The sequence below is a fragment of the Oleiphilus messinensis genome (assembly GCF_002162375.1).
Lineage (GTDB): Bacteria > Pseudomonadota > Gammaproteobacteria > Pseudomonadales > Oleiphilaceae > Oleiphilus > Oleiphilus messinensis.
On sequence record NZ_CP021425.1, the window covers coordinates 5,810,577 to 5,827,279 of the forward strand.

Annotated in this window: 13 protein-coding genes and 2 pseudogenes; 5 read left to right on the forward strand and 10 right to left on the reverse strand. The window is 49.1% G+C overall.

Going from position 1 to position 16,703, the window contains the following annotated elements; all coding sequences use genetic code 11:
• Window positions 1-37: 37 nt before the first annotated feature.
• Genes OLMES_RS25140 through fadI form a run of 3 tightly spaced genes read right to left on the reverse strand, consistent with a single transcriptional unit; the run spans window position 38 to window position 5,876 of the window.
• Entirely contained in the window at window positions 38-2,335 is a 2,298-nt protein-coding gene (locus OLMES_RS25140) for an acyl-CoA dehydrogenase (protein WP_087463785.1), read from the reverse strand.
• Between the two features lie 15 nt (window positions 2,336-2,350).
• Window positions 2,351-4,540, reverse strand: coding sequence for a fatty acid oxidation complex subunit alpha FadJ (fadJ, locus tag OLMES_RS25145; protein ID WP_087463786.1), 2,190 nt, complete (start codon window positions 4,538-4,540; stop codon window positions 2,351-2,353).
• A gap of 31 nt (window positions 4,541-4,571) precedes the next feature.
• A complete protein-coding gene (gene fadI, locus OLMES_RS25150) occupies window positions 4,572-5,876 on the reverse strand; it encodes an acetyl-CoA C-acyltransferase FadI (protein ID WP_087463787.1) in 1,305 nt (434 codons plus the stop codon).
• Window positions 5,877-6,068: 192 nt separating this feature from the next.
• Between fadI and OLMES_RS25155 the strand changes: the two genes are divergently transcribed.
• Together OLMES_RS25155 and OLMES_RS25160 are read left to right on the forward strand one after the other, a co-directional pair.
• Window positions 6,069-6,695, forward strand: a complete 627-nt coding sequence (locus OLMES_RS25155) for a TetR/AcrR family transcriptional regulator (protein ID WP_232465206.1) — start codon at window positions 6,069-6,071, stop codon at window positions 6,693-6,695.
• A gap of 23 nt (window positions 6,696-6,718) precedes the next feature.
• Window positions 6,719-7,159, forward strand: coding sequence for a GNAT family N-acetyltransferase (locus tag OLMES_RS25160; protein ID WP_087463788.1), 441 nt, complete (start codon window positions 6,719-6,721; stop codon window positions 7,157-7,159).
• A gap of 114 nt (window positions 7,160-7,273) precedes the next feature.
• Here the strand turns inward: OLMES_RS25160 and OLMES_RS29100 are convergent.
• The 5 genes and pseudogenes from OLMES_RS29100 to OLMES_RS25180 all read right to left on the reverse strand — a co-directional run.
• Window positions 7,274-7,551 (reverse strand): annotated as a pseudogene (locus tag OLMES_RS29100) (type II toxin-antitoxin system YhaV family toxin); the annotation flags it as partial.
• Between the two features lie 15 nt (window positions 7,552-7,566).
• Window positions 7,567-7,701, reverse strand: coding sequence for a hypothetical protein (locus tag OLMES_RS28915; protein WP_269767730.1), 135 nt, complete (start codon window positions 7,699-7,701; stop codon window positions 7,567-7,569).
• Window positions 7,702-7,703: 2 nt separating this feature from the next.
• Complete coding sequence (locus OLMES_RS25170) at window positions 7,704-8,033, reverse strand: type II toxin-antitoxin system PrlF family antitoxin (protein WP_087463789.1); 330 nt, start codon at window positions 8,031-8,033, stop codon at window positions 7,704-7,706.
• Window positions 8,034-8,270: 237 nt separating this feature from the next.
• Window positions 8,271-8,462, reverse strand: a pseudogene (locus OLMES_RS28150) (IS3 family transposase); the annotation flags it as partial.
• Window positions 8,463-8,582: 120 nt separating this feature from the next.
• Window positions 8,583-9,359: a hypothetical protein gene (locus OLMES_RS25180; protein ID WP_087463791.1), complete on the reverse strand. Its 777-nt coding sequence runs from the start codon at window positions 9,357-9,359 to the stop codon at window positions 8,583-8,585.
• Window positions 9,360-10,066: 707 nt separating this feature from the next.
• On the opposite strand from OLMES_RS25180, the gene OLMES_RS25190 reads away from it, so the two are divergent.
• Entirely contained in the window at window positions 10,067-11,722 is a 1,656-nt protein-coding gene (locus tag OLMES_RS25190; RefSeq protein ID WP_087463793.1) for an IS200/IS605 family accessory protein TnpB-related protein, read from the forward strand.
• Window positions 11,723-11,741: 19 nt separating this feature from the next.
• Window positions 11,742-12,260: an AMP-binding protein gene (locus OLMES_RS25195; protein ID WP_232465208.1), complete on the forward strand. Its 519-nt coding sequence runs from the start codon at window positions 11,742-11,744 to the stop codon at window positions 12,258-12,260.
• Between the two features lie 92 nt (window positions 12,261-12,352).
• On the opposite strand, the gene OLMES_RS25200 is transcribed toward OLMES_RS25195, so the two are convergent.
• Window positions 12,353-13,237, reverse strand: a complete 885-nt coding sequence (locus tag OLMES_RS25200) for a metal-dependent hydrolase (protein ID WP_087463795.1) — start codon at window positions 13,235-13,237, stop codon at window positions 12,353-12,355.
• A 442-nt stretch (window positions 13,238-13,679) separates the two neighbouring features.
• Here OLMES_RS25200 and OLMES_RS25205 point away from each other — a divergent pair, with 442 nt between their 5' ends.
• Complete coding sequence (locus OLMES_RS25205) at window positions 13,680-15,179, forward strand: amidase (protein ID WP_232465209.1); 1,500 nt, start codon at window positions 13,680-13,682, stop codon at window positions 15,177-15,179.
• A 10-nt stretch (window positions 15,180-15,189) separates the two neighbouring features.
• Here the strand turns inward: OLMES_RS25205 and pdxR are convergent, their stop codons facing one another.
• Window positions 15,190-16,674, reverse strand: coding sequence for a MocR-like pyridoxine biosynthesis transcription factor PdxR (gene pdxR / locus OLMES_RS25210; protein WP_087463796.1), 1,485 nt, complete (start codon window positions 16,672-16,674; stop codon window positions 15,190-15,192).
• Window positions 16,675-16,703: the final 29 nt, after the last annotated feature.

The window sequence follows — 16,703 nt, forward strand, 5'->3', positions numbered from 1 at the left end:
AGATGTACAATACAACAAAGGCAGGTAAAATCAGCGCCTAGGCAACATCTGCAGCTTGCATTAAGGGGGTTTCGGTTTCAGGGCGCTGGCCTCCATTTCCCGTTGCCGTAACACCATGGGGTTGCTGACCCACAAACTCTTCACGGGTGAAAACATCCACTTCTATCGCTCTCAGGCATGCTTCCTGACAGCTTTTCAACAACGCATATTCTGCAGCACTGATCACGCCCAAGGCACAGGCCTGTTCAGCCACAGCATCCACCTTGCCCCGTACCAGTCGTGCACTTTTTTGCGCATCCTTAATTTTCACCCGAACGGGCTCTGCTTCGTGATAAAGCTGAAACGCATTGAACAGACGTCCCAAGCCAACTTCCGTGTCTTTGGGCAAATACATGCCCTCGTAGAGGCGCAGGAACTGCGCATCATAACGCTGTAACGGCTGTGCTGCGGCATTGGCCTGCTGATCGGTAGGCATCTTCGCCAACGGATTAACACCAATCCCGATGCGTCCAACTGTCCGGAAAAACCACCCCAGGGCCCCATCAAAATTCTCGTACAGGCCTTCATAAGCATGTTGAATCTGGGCGAGGGCATATTGAACGCCATAATCGACCAGCACCCGGTCTTCCTGGCGACGACCTTCTGCCTCATACCGTCGTAGTGTTGCAGTGGCAATATACAACCAGGCGACAATATCGGCATAGCGTCCAGTTAGATTACCCCGCGCCTTCAATTTGCCACCAATGAAAAACATCGCCAGATTTGTCATCAAACCAAATCGACGTGCGGCCCATCCCAGCCGACGGTAGTAATGCCGTGTATCAGATGCCACCGAACGGGGTGCTTTTACCCCCAGATAACCTCGGGTAAGACCCGCGATAAACGTCAACAAAATACCAAGGGAAAATTGCTTCAACCATCCCAATAGCGAACGCTTGAATGCGTCTGTGTCGTTTTTCTCGACCGCCTCTACCACATGATAAGCATGGGGATGACAACGGGTAGCCCCCTGACCGAATATCATCAGCGTCCGACTCATGATATTGGCCCCTTCAACGGTAATCGCCACCGGTGCGGAACAATAACCCCGGCCCAGAATATTATTGGGCCCCTGCATCACTGCAGAACCGGCCATAATATCCATAGCATCGGTACCCACCTCACGGGCACATTCCGTGGAATAGACCTTCATAATCGCAGAGGTCACGGGAGGCTGCACACCATGATCAACAGCAGAACAACCAAATACCCGTGCTGCTTCGAACATATAACTCAACGACGCCATTTTACCGACTTTGGTTTCAACGCCTTCCATCCGGCCAATGGGGATGCCGAACTGATGCCGCACCATGGAATACGCTCCCGTAGCGGCTGCAGCGACGCGCATCGCGCTGATTCCAGTTGCCGGAAGGGATACCATTCGACCTCCAGCCAGAGACTCCATTAACATCCGCCAGCCCTGGCCGACATAGTCCTGTCCTCCTAGAACCTGCTCCACCGGAACCACCACATCACGCCCGACAATAGGCCCATTAGCGAAAAACTCACCAATAGGTTCATGGTGATCACCAATATGTAAACCGGGAAGTCCCTTCTCCAATAACACAACAGTAATGCCGGCATCCTCGCCTTTACCCAGTAGATTATCCGGATCGTGCAAACGCACAGCGAGGGATATCAGGTTCGCGATCGGGGCTAACGTAATGTAGCGTTTCCGAAAATTCATTCGAATTTGAATACTGTCATCGTCCGCACGGAACACTTCCCCTTCTGCTTTAATCGAGGCTGCATCCGAGCCAGCGGTGGGTTCCGTCAAACCAAAACAGGGAATGTATTCTCCGTTGGCGAGCTTCGGTAAGTAATGCGCTTTTTGCGCCTCGGTCCCGTAATGGCCCAGTAACTCAGCAGCCCCGAGAGAATTCGGTATCACCACCAGAGAACTCAACACACCGGAATGGGGTGTTATTTTCGCCATCACCGCTGACTTGCCCTGGGTCGAAAACGGCTTACCGCCATACTTTTCGTCAATTTGCAGTGCGAAAAAGCCATTGTCCGCCATAAAATGCATAATCTCGTCGGGTACAATACGCGTACGCTGCATTTTGTAGGCGTCAGCCATGTCGAGGAGCTGTTCGCAGGGGCCATCCAGAAACGCCTGTTCATGGGCCGGTAATTTGTCGTAAGGCTCTTTGATAATTGAATCGAAATCGACGGCACCGGAGAAAAACTGGCCATCAATCCAGACATCGCCAGCTTCGAGTGCCTGACGCTCCGTATCGGAAATTTGCGGGAGGATATTGTTGTCCCGCATCCAATTCATGAGTGAAGCAAACATAATCAGCTCTCCATACTATCGAGCGGGGTAAAAGGTTTGTTTCTTGGCCGCCATATCACGGATGATTGGTGCCGGCTCAAAACGCTTGCCATAGGTCGCCGCAAGCTGCTCCAAGCGAGTAAGCGTCTTATCCAGACCTAAGGTGTCCATATAACGGAATGGCCCACCCAAAAATGGCGGAAAGCCCAAACCAAAAATGGCACCAATATCACCGTGCATAGGCTGCTGTAAAATACCTTCTTGAAGGCAGAATGCCGCCTCGTTTATCAGCATCCAGTTACAGCGCTCCGCCGCTTCCTGCAATTCTGCCGCAGTGTTATTTTTTCGGGATGCCGAAACGCCCATCACGTTGTAAACTGCATCATTGACCGGTTTGCCCTTATGTTCGGGTCCGTACAGATAGAACCCCTTGCCTGCCTTGCGACCGAGGAAACCATTCTCGATCATCAGATTCGCCGCTTCCGGGGAAGCCATACGCTCACCAAAAGCTGCTTCCAGTATCGGCCCGACTTTGGTACCCACATCAATCCCCACTTCATCCAGCAGGGTAATAGGTCCTACCGGGTAACCCAGTTGCATCAGGGCTTTATCCAGGTCTTTAGGGCCAAAACCTTCCAGCAGTAACCGGCTGGCTTCATTCAAGTAAGGCGCCAGAATCCGGGTGGTATAAAAGCCCGGACCATCTTTAACCACAATCACGGTTTTGCCTTGCGCCTTGCCGAACTCAACACAGGCTGCGGTAACTTCCGGCGCGGTTTGCTCGTGGGTAATAATCTCCAATAGGGGCATTTTTTCTACGGGTGAAAAGTAGTGCATACCAATTACGTTTTCCGGACGGGCTGCCGCTTTGGCAATATCGCTAATGGGAATGGACGAGGTATTGGATGCAAAAATGGTCTGTTGATGACCGTGGGACTCGGTATCCTTCAGCATCTGGTGTTTCAAGGCCAGATCTTCAAATACCGCCTCGATCACCAGATCGGCATGGGCAAAACCACGGTAATCTTCGGTCACGGTCATTTGGGCTTGTTTCGCCTGGGCATCGAATGCCGTCATCGCCCCCAGTTTCACCCGTTTGTCATAGAACTTGCGGACATAACTCACGCCATGGGACAACCCCTTCGCATCACGATCCTTAAGACGCACCGGTAATCCGGTTTTACTCACCGTGTTCAATGCAATACCCGCCCCCATCAACCCGGCACCCAAAACCGCAATTTGTTTAACCGGACGGGGTACCACCCTGTCATCCCCCACGAAGGTCTCTTTTTTGAGTTCATTGGTCGCATGGAAGATGTTACGCAGCTGACCGGAAACCGCACTCATGGCCAATTCACCAAACGCCATCGCTTCCGCTTCATAACCTGCCGCGAGACCGGATCGATAACCGGCGGCTACGGCCCGAATAATTTTCTCGGGGGCGGGATAGTTGCCCAGGGTTTTCCCCGCGGCTTTTTTCCCCGCCTGATCAAACAGGACTTTACGCCCCATGGCATTTTTTTCCAGTGCCAGGGCCATTAGATCGTCTGTAGATACAGGAATGGAAAAGCCGCCGTTGACCACTTTGCGTTTGCCTCGGGGTTTCGCCATCGCAACGGCTTTAACCAGAAGCGCCTCGGGTTCGACCACTGCATCGACCAAGCCCATGCCCAGTGCTTGTTTGGCCTTAAGCTGGCGCCCGGTGAGCATCATATCCAACGCTTTGGCTATGCCTACTAATCGAGGCAATCTCTGCGTGCCGCCGCCTGCGGGCAATAAACCCAGCATCACTTCAGGCAAGCCCAAAACCGTCGACGAGTTGGATGTCGCGATTCGGTAATGACAGGCCATCGCCAATTCCAAGCCGCCGCCCAAGCAAGCGCCATCTATGGCCGCAACAACGGGGATCTGCAAGTCTTCCAAACGCTGGAAAGTTTTCTGGCACAGTCTTGAAAGGTCGGATACTTCGTCTGCCGATTGAGCATGATCAAACAAATTAATATCGGCACCCGCAACAAAAGAGCCGGGTTTAGTCGAAATCAAAACCAGCCCTTGCAAACCGGTTTGCGCTTGCAGCTCACTGAACAGCACTTCAAATTCATCTGCAAATTCAGCTTTAAGGGTATTTTGGGCATCACCGGGCACGTTGATTTCAATGACACCAATCGCATCTTCCCGGAGTTTCAGGGAAAACGCGCTATTGGGTAACTCTACTTTTGCATTCATAACCTTATTCCTAAATTGGATTCCAGCACGCTTATTCCGACTCCAGTACCATTGCCGCTCCAATACCGCCTGCCGCGCAGGCCGTGGTCAGGCCCAGCCCGCCACCGCGGCGTTTCAACTCATGGAGCGCCTGGCTGATCACCCGTGCGCCGGTCGCGCCAAATGGATGCCCAAACGCAATTGAACCGCCATTCACATTCAGAATATCCCGGTTGATCTCACCCAGAGACTGCTTTCTCCCCAAAACATTCTGGGCATAGTCATTTGATTCCAGTCCCCGAATGTTACAGGCCACCTGGCCCGCAAATGCTTCATGCATATCAATCGTAATCAAATCAGACAACGCCACACCGGCGCGATCCATTGCCACTGGGGTGGCAGCCACCGGTCCCATCAACAAATCATCCTTCGGTGTTTTCGCTGCAAATGCATAGCTGCGAATAAAACCAAGGGGCTCAAGACCCAGCGTTTCCGCCTGCTTTTCACTCATCAGCAACAATGCCCCGGCACCATCCGTCAACGGACTGGCATTACCGGCGGTTACGGTACCGGTCGTGCGGTCATAACAAGGTTTCAGGCGATCATAGCCGGGTCTTTCGGAATTCATACGGATCAAATTATCTTCTTTGAGGGGGGTAGAACCGGCATCCAGAAACGCCGTCATCACTTGCTTGTCCATATAACCGTTGCGCCAGGCTGCTGCGGCATTGCTGTGGGAGGCATGGGCCAGATCATCCTGCTCACTGCGACTGACGGACCATTTTTTCACCATTTTTTCACAGCTCTCGCCCATGGTTTCCCCCACCGAGTACTCCGTAATCGATGGTGCAAGGGGTAAAATATCCTTTGGCTTCAAGCGTGCCAACAGCTTCAAACGCTCGGCAGTGGTTTTCGCAAAATTGATATCCCGCATTACGGCAGAAAATTTGGTCGACATGGGCAACCGTGCACTGGTGGTAGAATCTGTCCCACCGGCTATCACAATCCCTGCCGTACCCGCCAGAATGCTTTCCGTAGCACTGGCTACGGTCTGAAAACTGGTTGCGCAGGCGCGAGTGATCGAATACGCATCCACATCCTCCATCCCGCATGCCAGCGCCACTTCGCGGGCAATAAACGGGGCCTCAGGAATCATAACCGTCATACCAAACACAAGCTGGTCAACATCAGAGGGTTTTAAACTGTTTCGAGCAAGCAGCTCGGAAACCACCATCGAACCTAAATCAATCGCATTTAAATCACGATAATGGGTCGCTATACGCGCAAACGGTGTTCGCAATCCATCCACAACAGCAACACGCCCGTTTTTATTCGCGAGTTTAATCGGCTTAACCATAGCATCCCTATATTCAATAAATTCTGTAATATTTTAACCATGAGTGTAATTCAAATTACACTCATGGTACGCATGTACAACTAAATGTAAGCTAGTAAAATAGACTATTCAGGTCAAGAATAATATATTAAGCAAAATCAGGAATTGCATAAGTGTAATCCATATTACACACCAGGTAATTTAGGGAGCATTATGATGCCAACGGAAAAAAAGAACATTTTGATACCCATATCCGAACAGAATCCGAAGGTTCGTGAGCGTATCGAACAGGCGGCAATCGAAGTACTGTCACAAAAAGAATTTCATCGGGTTACGCTGTCCGAGATTGCCAATCAGGCTGGTGCGTCATTGCAAACGCTGTACAAATATTACGGCACCAAAGAAGCCATTCGCGACGCCTGTGTCCAATCCAGCCTCAGCAAGCTCGCCGTACGCATGTTTGATCACTTGCAGGCAATCGAAACCTACAAAGACAAATTGAGAAAGGTATTTTGGGTGGTGCTGGAGTTCTGTGAGTCAGAACGACAAGTAACACATATGATGATTAATTCAGTCTATCCCGGAAACTGGGGCTCCGATGTTACCGACAGCCAGAAACAGCTCACCAATACATTTTTAACGGTTTTAAGGGAAGGCCGGGAACTGGGTATATTAACGGACAAAGTCAGCGAATTGCTCTTGCTCGATTATATTTATGGTGTCTTGTTGCGCGTATGCCAAATGTACGCCGTGCGCGGTGCCCAGGAATCCATCGTGGCCCAAGCCCCGGAACTGTTCGAAATGCTCTGGCGCTCTCTGGCCAAGCACCCGGATGAATAACCCGAACAGGACTCGAATCAACAGTGAACATCGACCTAATTGAGTACGACGATCGCTATGTAGAATCCGCCATCACAATGTGGCGCGCCAGCAAACACCATGCGCTGGGCATTGCAGATCAGCACGATTTAGACAGCTACCGTTATTTTTTAACTGAAATTCTGGTACCCGATTTCACTGTGCAATTCGCACGGGAAACCTCGACCGGACAAATCATCGGTATCTTCGTATTCAATGCCACCGAAATCAACCAACTTTACATCCACCCCGACTACCAACGCCAGAGAATCGGCAGCCAGTTTATTCAACGGGCAAAAGACCTGTGCACCACCACACTGGAACTCAACACCTTCGAACAAAACCTGAATGCCCGACACTTCTACGAAAAACACGGTTTTGAAATTATCGGAGGAGATTCAAAGAATGAAGAAGGCTTGCCTGATTTGAGGTATCGGTGGGGGTGAGAGAGAATGAGCTGACTTGACTCACAATGCTTATTTAATAATAAGTCGTTACACTACTCAGTTAACAGACGATTCAATCGCTCCAAGCTAGCTTCCGAATCTTCGAGTAACCGCCTAATCATCTGGCGGACGACCACTACTCAACATTTTCTCAAATACCCGGTATGCATCGGTTTTGCTATCGTATGCTCGCTTTGTCTTTTCATCGTTCACCCAAGCAAGCACGATGATTCTGGATTCAGAGTGGTACCGGAAAAAAGGCGATATTGTTGAAAAAATTTAACCCTCAGCCAATGCTTATGGTCATCGCCGAGAGTTGATTCTTGTCTGTATTCCTGGAGTGTAGGATCATTCGGAATAATTTGAAACGCGAGTTTATGAATCGCCGCGAGTCGTTTAGTTACATTTTACTTGTGAAAGTTTATCGAATCTTTTGCTTTTAATACTTCGACTTTTTGAGCCAGGACTTCATATTCATCCAGAAACAACGGATGGGCATAGATCGACCATCCGGTAATGGAGAGCGCTTTACTTTTCGACAAGCTCAATCGTCCTCATCAGAAAGCGGATCATCTAAATCAGCATTAATATCCCCAACCAAGTCTTGAACACGCTCCACAAGCTCGGCACTTACTGCCTTAATATTCTGCGGATTTTTCTGAATATCATCAGCGATAAACTGGAGGAAAGCATCTAACACAGGATCATCTTGATTTAAATCCGCACGAGAAAGAATCACATTACCATCCTGTTGAATGGTGTATCGGATCTTATCGCGCTTGTTCAATCCCAACGCCTTTCGCACCGGATCAGGTACAGTCGTTTGATAACGATCCGTCAGAGTAGACTCGCTCACAAACAAAGAATCAGCCATGATACATCTCCGGCAAATGGACACAAAACCAAAGTAATGCACTTGCATTACCTTGTCAATAATTCAACATTATCCCTCACTCGCTAAGGGAGATATAATTATCTAAAAAATATTGCTGCTTGAAATGGGGGGATTACAAACACTCTTCACGCCCTCGCCAACGAATTCTTGTCAGATCCATCTTTGCTTCATTAATTAGCCTATGCTGACGTGGTCAACCAAATCTGACCAACCCAGTTAAGCTGCTTTCGAAATCTTTTTCATATTGGATTCAAATTGATTTGGGCTTTGATAATCCAAGTAGGAATGTAGCCGACTGCTGTTGTAAAACATCGCGATGTAATTTAATACGTCCTGCTGTGCTTCATACCTTGTCTGAGAGCTCCTACAGTGGACTCGCTCCTGCTTTAAACTTCCGAAGAAACTCTCTTAAACAACCAAAGATTAGGGCTCTTGGTTGATCTCGAGCCCTGCCAAGCAAAAGGCTTTCACCTCCAATCCCCTACCAGTTTAGCTCGGCAATTAGGTGTCTAGATTATCGGAAATTTTCTAGATTTGATTTGATTTGATTTGATTTGATTTGATTTGATTTGATTTGATTTGATTTGATTTGATTTGATTTGATTTGATTTGATTTGAATTATGCACTTGAAATACCTTATCGTTCACCAATTTTGCCCGGTTGCCTCGCCCACGCTGCTGTACGACAAATTGTATCGAATCCCTAAGCCGGACCTTATCACCCTCGTAGTCTCGGCCAATGCAAAAGCTTTCTGAAAATCCACTAATTGATTCCCCGAGTGTATCCACAATTATTTCTAGATCGGCGTAATCCTCTTCGTCTAGTCTCAACATATTGGTTAAAATCGCGCAATCAATGAACGTTCCTTCTAACCAGCTTGATTCTGAGGAATAGCCCGCCATCCAGGCCATATTGGTTCCTTCTAGATATACTTGCATGGCAATTGTATTCTCTCCAACGAAACAAGAACCTAACATCAAACCGGTAATATTGTGGTCCTTAGACTTTTCACCAACCATGAACATTAAGTCTGAAATTGGTACTGCGTTATTGATCTTCTTTTTATATCCATGAGCAGCGATGTAAACAATTGTATTTTTGAACTTCTGTTTACATAAGCATTCAAGAGCTTTTTTAAAACTATTCTTATCATAGAAGTTAGCATGATAGACTTCCGTATCACCCGCAAACTTCCCGATGCCATCGGTAAAATGTCTGACGCTAACTCGGTTTGAATCACAAGAATCGAGCTCCCATGGGGCCTCTAAAACAAGTATTGCACGATTAGAACTATGATTTCTCAAAACATATCCTCATTGGTTAAAAGTGTCCATTACGCCAAACAATAACTATAGAGAATGCCGATAATGCCCCAACGTTTTCAAACCTTCGCATTAATTTCACCCCTTAACAATTGACCATAATCTAACCATCTGCAAGTTATTTATCTCGTTATTTTTTACTCATCCGATCAATCGCTCTATTTCCGAGCTTATACAGCAGTCTAAAACTATTCGAGCACGTACCCATATTGCCTTTCAGGCAACAAGCCCCCCCCCATAAACTTGATACTTTCTAGATATTGCAGACCAAGCAATACCGCTGTCACTGGCCTTAAACTGTTTCTTTCCTCAAACTCAAAATTTAGCACCCCCACACTCGAAACCTTAAAAATAATCTTCTGTTTAATCTGAGTATCCTGCAATTTCTGAACTAAATCACGCGGTGTATTAATTCACCACTCAGCAACGACGCACTCCCCCTTATCCTCGTTCTCCCCAATTTAGCCATTGATCTTAAGACCATTTTCCTATGGTTGAATCAAACGGGGCTTTAACAGTTAACAGAATACTTGACTAAACCCACTAATACACAGTAGTTTATACAGCATTATTTTCTCACGGATGACGGTGATGATTATGGCTAAATTTCTATCGATAGGCGCTGCCGCTTTTCTGCTGGGTGTGGCCGCCTCCCCCCATCGTCGTAAAAATCAACGAGCCATCGCCTAGTGGATACGCCAACGAAAACACTCACGTTTGAAACCCGGCTTGATTTGATTCATGAGCAGGATGCGGCATTGTGTCAATATGCCGAGCTGTGGAATCAAGTAAAGTTTCGTTGGTTTGCTAACTTACAAAAGCCTAAAGCCCAGCAATTGAATCGTACCCAGTTTATGCATGAAATGGGGATGCCGTTCAGCTATCGGGTATTTCAAGGCGTCCAGCAAAGCATTAAAGGCTTAATCCAGTCTTACCAAACCAATCGAAACAACCGACTTGTTACGCTGGACGTTAAAATCAAACAGCTGGAGAAGACGCTCAACAAGCTAAATAAGCGCTGTGATCATGTTGCAGAGAAAGGCTGCCCGCAACAGGCGAAACAACTTCGCAACAGGTTACGACAGAAGGAAGTTAAACTGCGTCGTTGGCAGCAAAAGCAGTCCGCCTTGGTGGCCGAAAAACAGGAAAATAAAACCCCCATTTGTTTCGGCGGTCGAAAGCTGCTGAAAGAGCGTCAAGCGTTAGAAACAGGTTCGGCCATTGAAGGCTGGAAACAACGCTGGCACGAAGCACGACACCGTGAATTTCTCTTGGTGGGTTCTCATGATGAATCCTGGGGCTGTCAAAATGCCCAGCTCTCGCCCAGTGAGCAAGACGATGCTTACCAGCTAAAACTCTTGGTGCCCCATCAATTACGCGCCACGTTCGGCACGACCATTAACATTGATTGCCTGAAATTCAAGCATGGTAAGGCGGCTATTGCCCAAGCCGTCTGGCAGAATCAGGTTAAAAAACTCGATAAATCAATCAAAGGGCAACCCCTGAGTTTTCGATTTAAGCGAGACAAAAAAGGTTGGCGGTTACTCGTTAGCGTGGAAGTGGCAGGACCAACAGAGCAAGCAGAGTGGATCGATGATGATCAAGGTGTCATCGGTGTAGATGTCAACCCGGACCACTTAGCGGTCGTCGAGCTGGATCGAAACGGTAACCCACTGCAACACCGAACGTTTGACTTACCGTTACACTATAAGAATGATGCTCAACGGGCAGCCATTATTGGGGATGCCGTACGCGACCTGATGGACTTTGCCGCACAGCAAAGTAAAGCAGTGGTGATTGAAAAGCTGGATTTTCAGCAAAAGAAACGGCAATACCAAAAGCATGATCATCCTCAGTATGCCCGCATCTTGAATGCCTTTGCTTACGGTAAGATCAAGGACTTGATTGAAACGCAAAGCATTAAACGCGGCATACACCTTTATCACGTCAATCCGGCTTATACCTCATTACTGGGGCGGATGAAGTATCGCGATCGACACGGTTTCTCAGATCACCATGCGGCCGCGTTAGTGATTGGTCGTCGGCATTATGGCTTTAAAGAAAAGCCGCCAAAACAACTCATTGGTATTAACGCGAAGGGTACCGTTAAGACCGAGCATCCGCCTGTAAGGATGGCGCTCGGGGATTATCAGTATTACCACAAACTTCAGCATTGGTACCGACCACTCGAAAAATCATTAGATTTTCTGAGTGGCTGGCGTCACTTTCGTCGTGTGAATCGGGTTAGTTACTCCGTCGAGGCTCGCCTTGACGGTAGACCGGGCATGAGTCCCGACTTGATTCAGGAAAGCACTCCACTGCTTTCCGCGCACCCTGCGCTGTAGGGATAAGCTCGTTTAAACCTTGAGTAGGTTTAAGCAGGTTTATGTAAACGGTGAGACTTATTCGCGCTGTTGCCGACTTGCATCAGCGCTGTCCATGGCCGGTATCGTAAAAGGCGATACGGTTGCGGCGATGTTGCCGAATATTCCGGCGATGGTGGAGGCTCATTTTGGTGTACCGATGTGCGGGGCTGTGTTGAACACGTTGAATACCCGTCTTGATCCCGATGCCATTGCCTATATGCTCGAGTTCGCGGAGGCCAAGGCGATACTGGTGGACCGGGAGTTTTCGGAAACGCTTCAGGCAGCACTTGATAAAGTTACAATCAAGCCTCTTGTCATTAATGTTGAGGATGAGGAGTACGACGGCCCAGGATTCGAGATTGGTGAGGTTCGGTATAAATCATTTATTACGGATGGCAATCCTGACTACGACTGGCAGTTGCACGATGACAAGTGGGACGCTATTTGTCTGAATTACACCTACGGTACGACGGGGAAAATACAGAAATTCGCACTCCGGCAACAAGCTCAGGCCTAGGGCGATTGAAATTTTGAAAAGGGGAACGTACCAGAGGGTTCACCAGACATCCGATCCTTCGGACTGTCTGGTGAGATGGGAGACGGTACTAATCAGGCAGCCGCAGTATTGGTGCCTTTTACCTTGGACTTAACTTTATTACGAACGCGTTTCCAAGGGTTGGAGAATTCTTCAATACCTTCCAGGAAGTGGCTGTTGTCATGATCCCAAGGATGGAAGCCAGGCTTGAAGTAGCTGAACCATGGCAGAACCATTTTGCGCAGGAAGCCCACTTCACCAAAACCAATGCGCCAGAACTCTTTCCAGCCTTTAAGATCAGTCAGTTTCTTCTCATCCCGCATGAAACCGATGTAATGAGGAATAACCATCGCCCAGAATATGGTTGTAGCCAACAGCAAAGCACTGGTTCGCTCTGCATAAGCAACCGGGCCAGTGCCTGCAACGGCTTCGTACACATCAAACGGAACACCTTTGTGTTCGGTTTCTTCCAGAGCATGCCATTTCCACAGTGCAGAAAAGTGTTCTTCTGCTTTCTCAACCATGAATGGCTCGTTAAGCAGGCCATCGGCCATAATAGCGGTTAAATGCTCCAGTGCAATTGTCACGGCCAGACTGGACGAATGTGGAAAATACTTGAAAACCATGTTCAGCAATGATGTAACGCGTTGCTCAAAACGCTCCGCTGCCGGTACACGCTTGAACATCAGGTTATTGTAATCATCATGCTCTCGACCATGCATTACTTCCTGGCCGATAAAAGCAGTTGCTGCTTTTCTCAATTCTGGATCATCAATCTTATCACGGTAATGACGCACGGTATCGATGAAGAAACGCTCTCCCACAGGGATAACCAAAGACATTGTATTCATCAAGTGAGTAAAATGTACTCCACCATTCAACCAATCGTGGATACGACCTTCAGGCAGGTTAAACTTCATATCACGACGAATTGGCAATACTTGTTTCTTTTGCGCCATTACGAACTCCTAAACTGAATTATTATTCATGGAACAGGCCGCAATGTGCCATCAATCAATGTAATAGTCAAGACGAATTAGCAAATCAATAATGTATTTAACATTGTTCAACAATTGCACACACTTGGTTCACAATAAGGACCTGAAACAAATCACAGAACAATTTTTGTCAGTAAAACAGACACTTTTGTCAGAACGCCTACACGTTTCAGGTGGCTTTTATGCAGGCTTAAAGCACTGAATTCGGGGTTTGAGCAGGCGGGCCCGGATACAGCGGCCGGGTATTATCATAGCCAGAGCATCAACCGGTTAGACTGTCAGTCTGGAGTGATTGCGTACGTTAATGGGGGCACAGGAACAAACTTGAGTTCCTTGGCCAGAACATGCTGTAATGCCCAACCACCGTTTTTAACAATTCGATTGAACCGCAGAGATTGAAATTTTGAACCGATCCGAGAAGAACAATAACAGCACCACACCCCGGACAACACGCCAAGAGACGAGCGCTAAACTCATTCCGGACCGTTCCAGCCATTTTCATACCTTCTGTGATGACGCGCTGGGTGATCACGATGCTGTCGCACTCGTCGGGTTATTGAAAAAAGGGGAGGTTTCCAGACGAGAACTGGCCGATGCCGCTATCGCACGCGCGGAACAGGCTGAACCCAAAATCAGTGCCATCGAGCTACCCACTTTTGCAATCGCCCAGCGAAACGCAGACCGGATCAAGCCCGGGTTCTTTAACGGCATTCCCAGTTTTCTCAAAGATAACCGGCCTATGGCCGGTTTGCCAACCCGACATGGCTCGGCAGCTTTGCCCGGTCGACTTGAAAAGAAAAACGACCCTTATACTGACCAGTATCTAAAACTTGGCTTTAACATTCTCGGCAAGAGCACCCTGCCCGAGTTCGGTTTTAACGCCACAACGGAACCGACCTATCGCCCACCGACCCGGAATCCGTGGAATATGCAATATTCGAGCGGTGCTTCTTCGGGCGGTTCTGCGGCATTGGTCGCCTCAGGTGTCGTACCGATTGCCCATGCCAACGATGGCGGAGGCTCGATTCGCATCCCTGCGGCCTGTTGTGGCCTGGTCGGGCTCAAACCGACGCGAGGTCGCCATATTGATTCCTTGCAGGCAAAGGCGTTGCCAATCAACATTGTCAGTGAAGGGGTTGTCACCCGGAGCGTCCGGGATACGGCCTATTTCCATGCGGAAATGGAAAAGCACTACAGCAATCGCAAACTCCCGGAAATCGGACTGGTTACCCGTCCGAATAAACAGCGGTTGCGCATTGCCTTCGCCATTGACTCAATTACCGGCCACGCGACAGATCAAGCCACACGGGCCACCGTTGAACAAACCGCCAGACTGCTTGAAGATCTTGGCCATCGCGTGAGCGAAATTCCAATCCCGATCAAGGCATCTTTTATTGAGGATTTTACGCTTTACTGGTCCTTCCTGGCCTTTTTGACCCACCTCAGTGGCAAGCTTATTTTCGACCCTCAATTTGACCCGATGCACATGGATGATCTAAGCAAAGGTCTCGTGAACCGGTACAAGAAAAACGTACTCAAGACCCCATTTTTTCTTAACCGGCTACGCAAAACCCGCGTAGCGTATCAGCAGCTTTTCAAACAATACGATCTGGTGTTAACACCCGTACTGGCGCACACAACAGCACCACTGGGACACATCAGTCCGGATGTCCCTTTCGATGAGCTCATGTCCCGCTTAACCCACTACGTCGGTTTTACGCCACTCGCAAATGTTTCCGGCGCACCCGCGATATCTCTGCCGATGGGTCACAATACAGAAAATCTGCCGATCTCGGTTCAGTTTCTGGCCAACATGGGTATGGATAAAACGCTGCTTGAGATCGCGTACGAATTGGAAGAGGCCCAACCCTGGCGACTGATTCATGCTCCGGCCCGGGCATAGACAGAGAGATTTAAAAAGCACTTAGTACCCGGGCTATCTTATCCACGCCCGCCACAATTTGCTCAGGCGTGCTGTTGGCAAATCCCAACACCATGCCTGATGTGGGTTTTTCCTGCCAAAAATACTGACTCAATGGCGACACACCGATGCCCGCTGACCGCAGCTGTGTTGCCAGGCGCTGGTCATTAATACGTCGATGTAATTCGATCACCACATGCATTCCGGCCTGGGACGCTCTGACCCGACCCCATTTGACCAGTTTCGCTTCGCAGCATGCGGTCATCACCCGCCAACGCTCACCATAGGTCACCCGCATTTTCTTCAAGTGGCTGTCAAAGAATCCTTCATTCAGAAAATCTGCCGTAATCGCCTGGGTCTGTGCAGGTGATTCGCCACTGGTTTCATTTTTCGCAACCGTGAACGAAGTCACCAGATGCTCCGGCAAAACCAGATACCCCAGTCGCAGAGCGGGAAAAAGCGTTTTACTGAATGATCCCAGATAAATGACTTGCTCGTGCTGACACAACCCCTGTAATGAGGCTATCGGGCGATGATTAAAGTGGTATTCGCTGTCATAGTCATCTTCAATCATCCAGCAGCCTACCTGCTCAGCCCAATCGAGTAGCTCCATACGCCGGGACAAGGGCATGGCGGCCCCGAGCGGATATTGATGGGCCGGGGTCGTATACAAAAATGTCGGACGGAAATCCGGTGCCGAAAAACGCTGCCAAAGCGCTTCAACCGACAGCCCCTGATCATCAACGGGTACTCCCTGCACGTCCAGCCCGGCTGCGACAAAGGCTCTGCGAGCGCCCACATAGCCCGGGTCTTCGATACCAACGGTTTGACCCGGGTCGGCCAAAACACGGGCGCATAAATCCAGCGCCTGTTGTGCACCATGGGTGATAACGACTTGATCCGGTGTGCATCGGACGGCACGGGAGCGCGCGAGATAAGCCGCAACGGCTTTTCGGAGTGGCGCATACCCGGCAATATCACTATACCCGAGTAAATCACAATCCCGCAGCTCACGCTGACGGGTACTCAAACGTCGCCAGATATCATTGGGAAAGAGATCAAGGGCGGGAACCCCCGGAGTGAAGCTGCCATTTCCCGGCGGGAAGCGCCTGCCCTGTCGCAACAACGATTGACCATAGGTCGAAACGGAACCGGAAAATGCCCGTTTGCTTGATGACGTATCCAGCTTGCCATCAACTTCCCGGTAGACATCCGGTAAATCTTCGCATACCCAGGTGCCCGCCCCTTGCTGACTTTTCAGATACCCCTCGGCAATTAGTTGATCCACTGCAGCGGTAACGGTATTGCGAGAGACGCCCAAAAGCTGGGAAATCTTGCGGCTGGCAGGGAGACGGGTACCGGCAACCCACTGACCACTGAGAATGCGTTCCCGAATCTCCTGATACAGCTGCATGAAAAGAGGCACGGATTGCCCATCCTGCAGCTGGATGTCCGACAGTGTCGCGACTGGCTTCATAATTGGCCCTGTGATGATTATCAAATTGG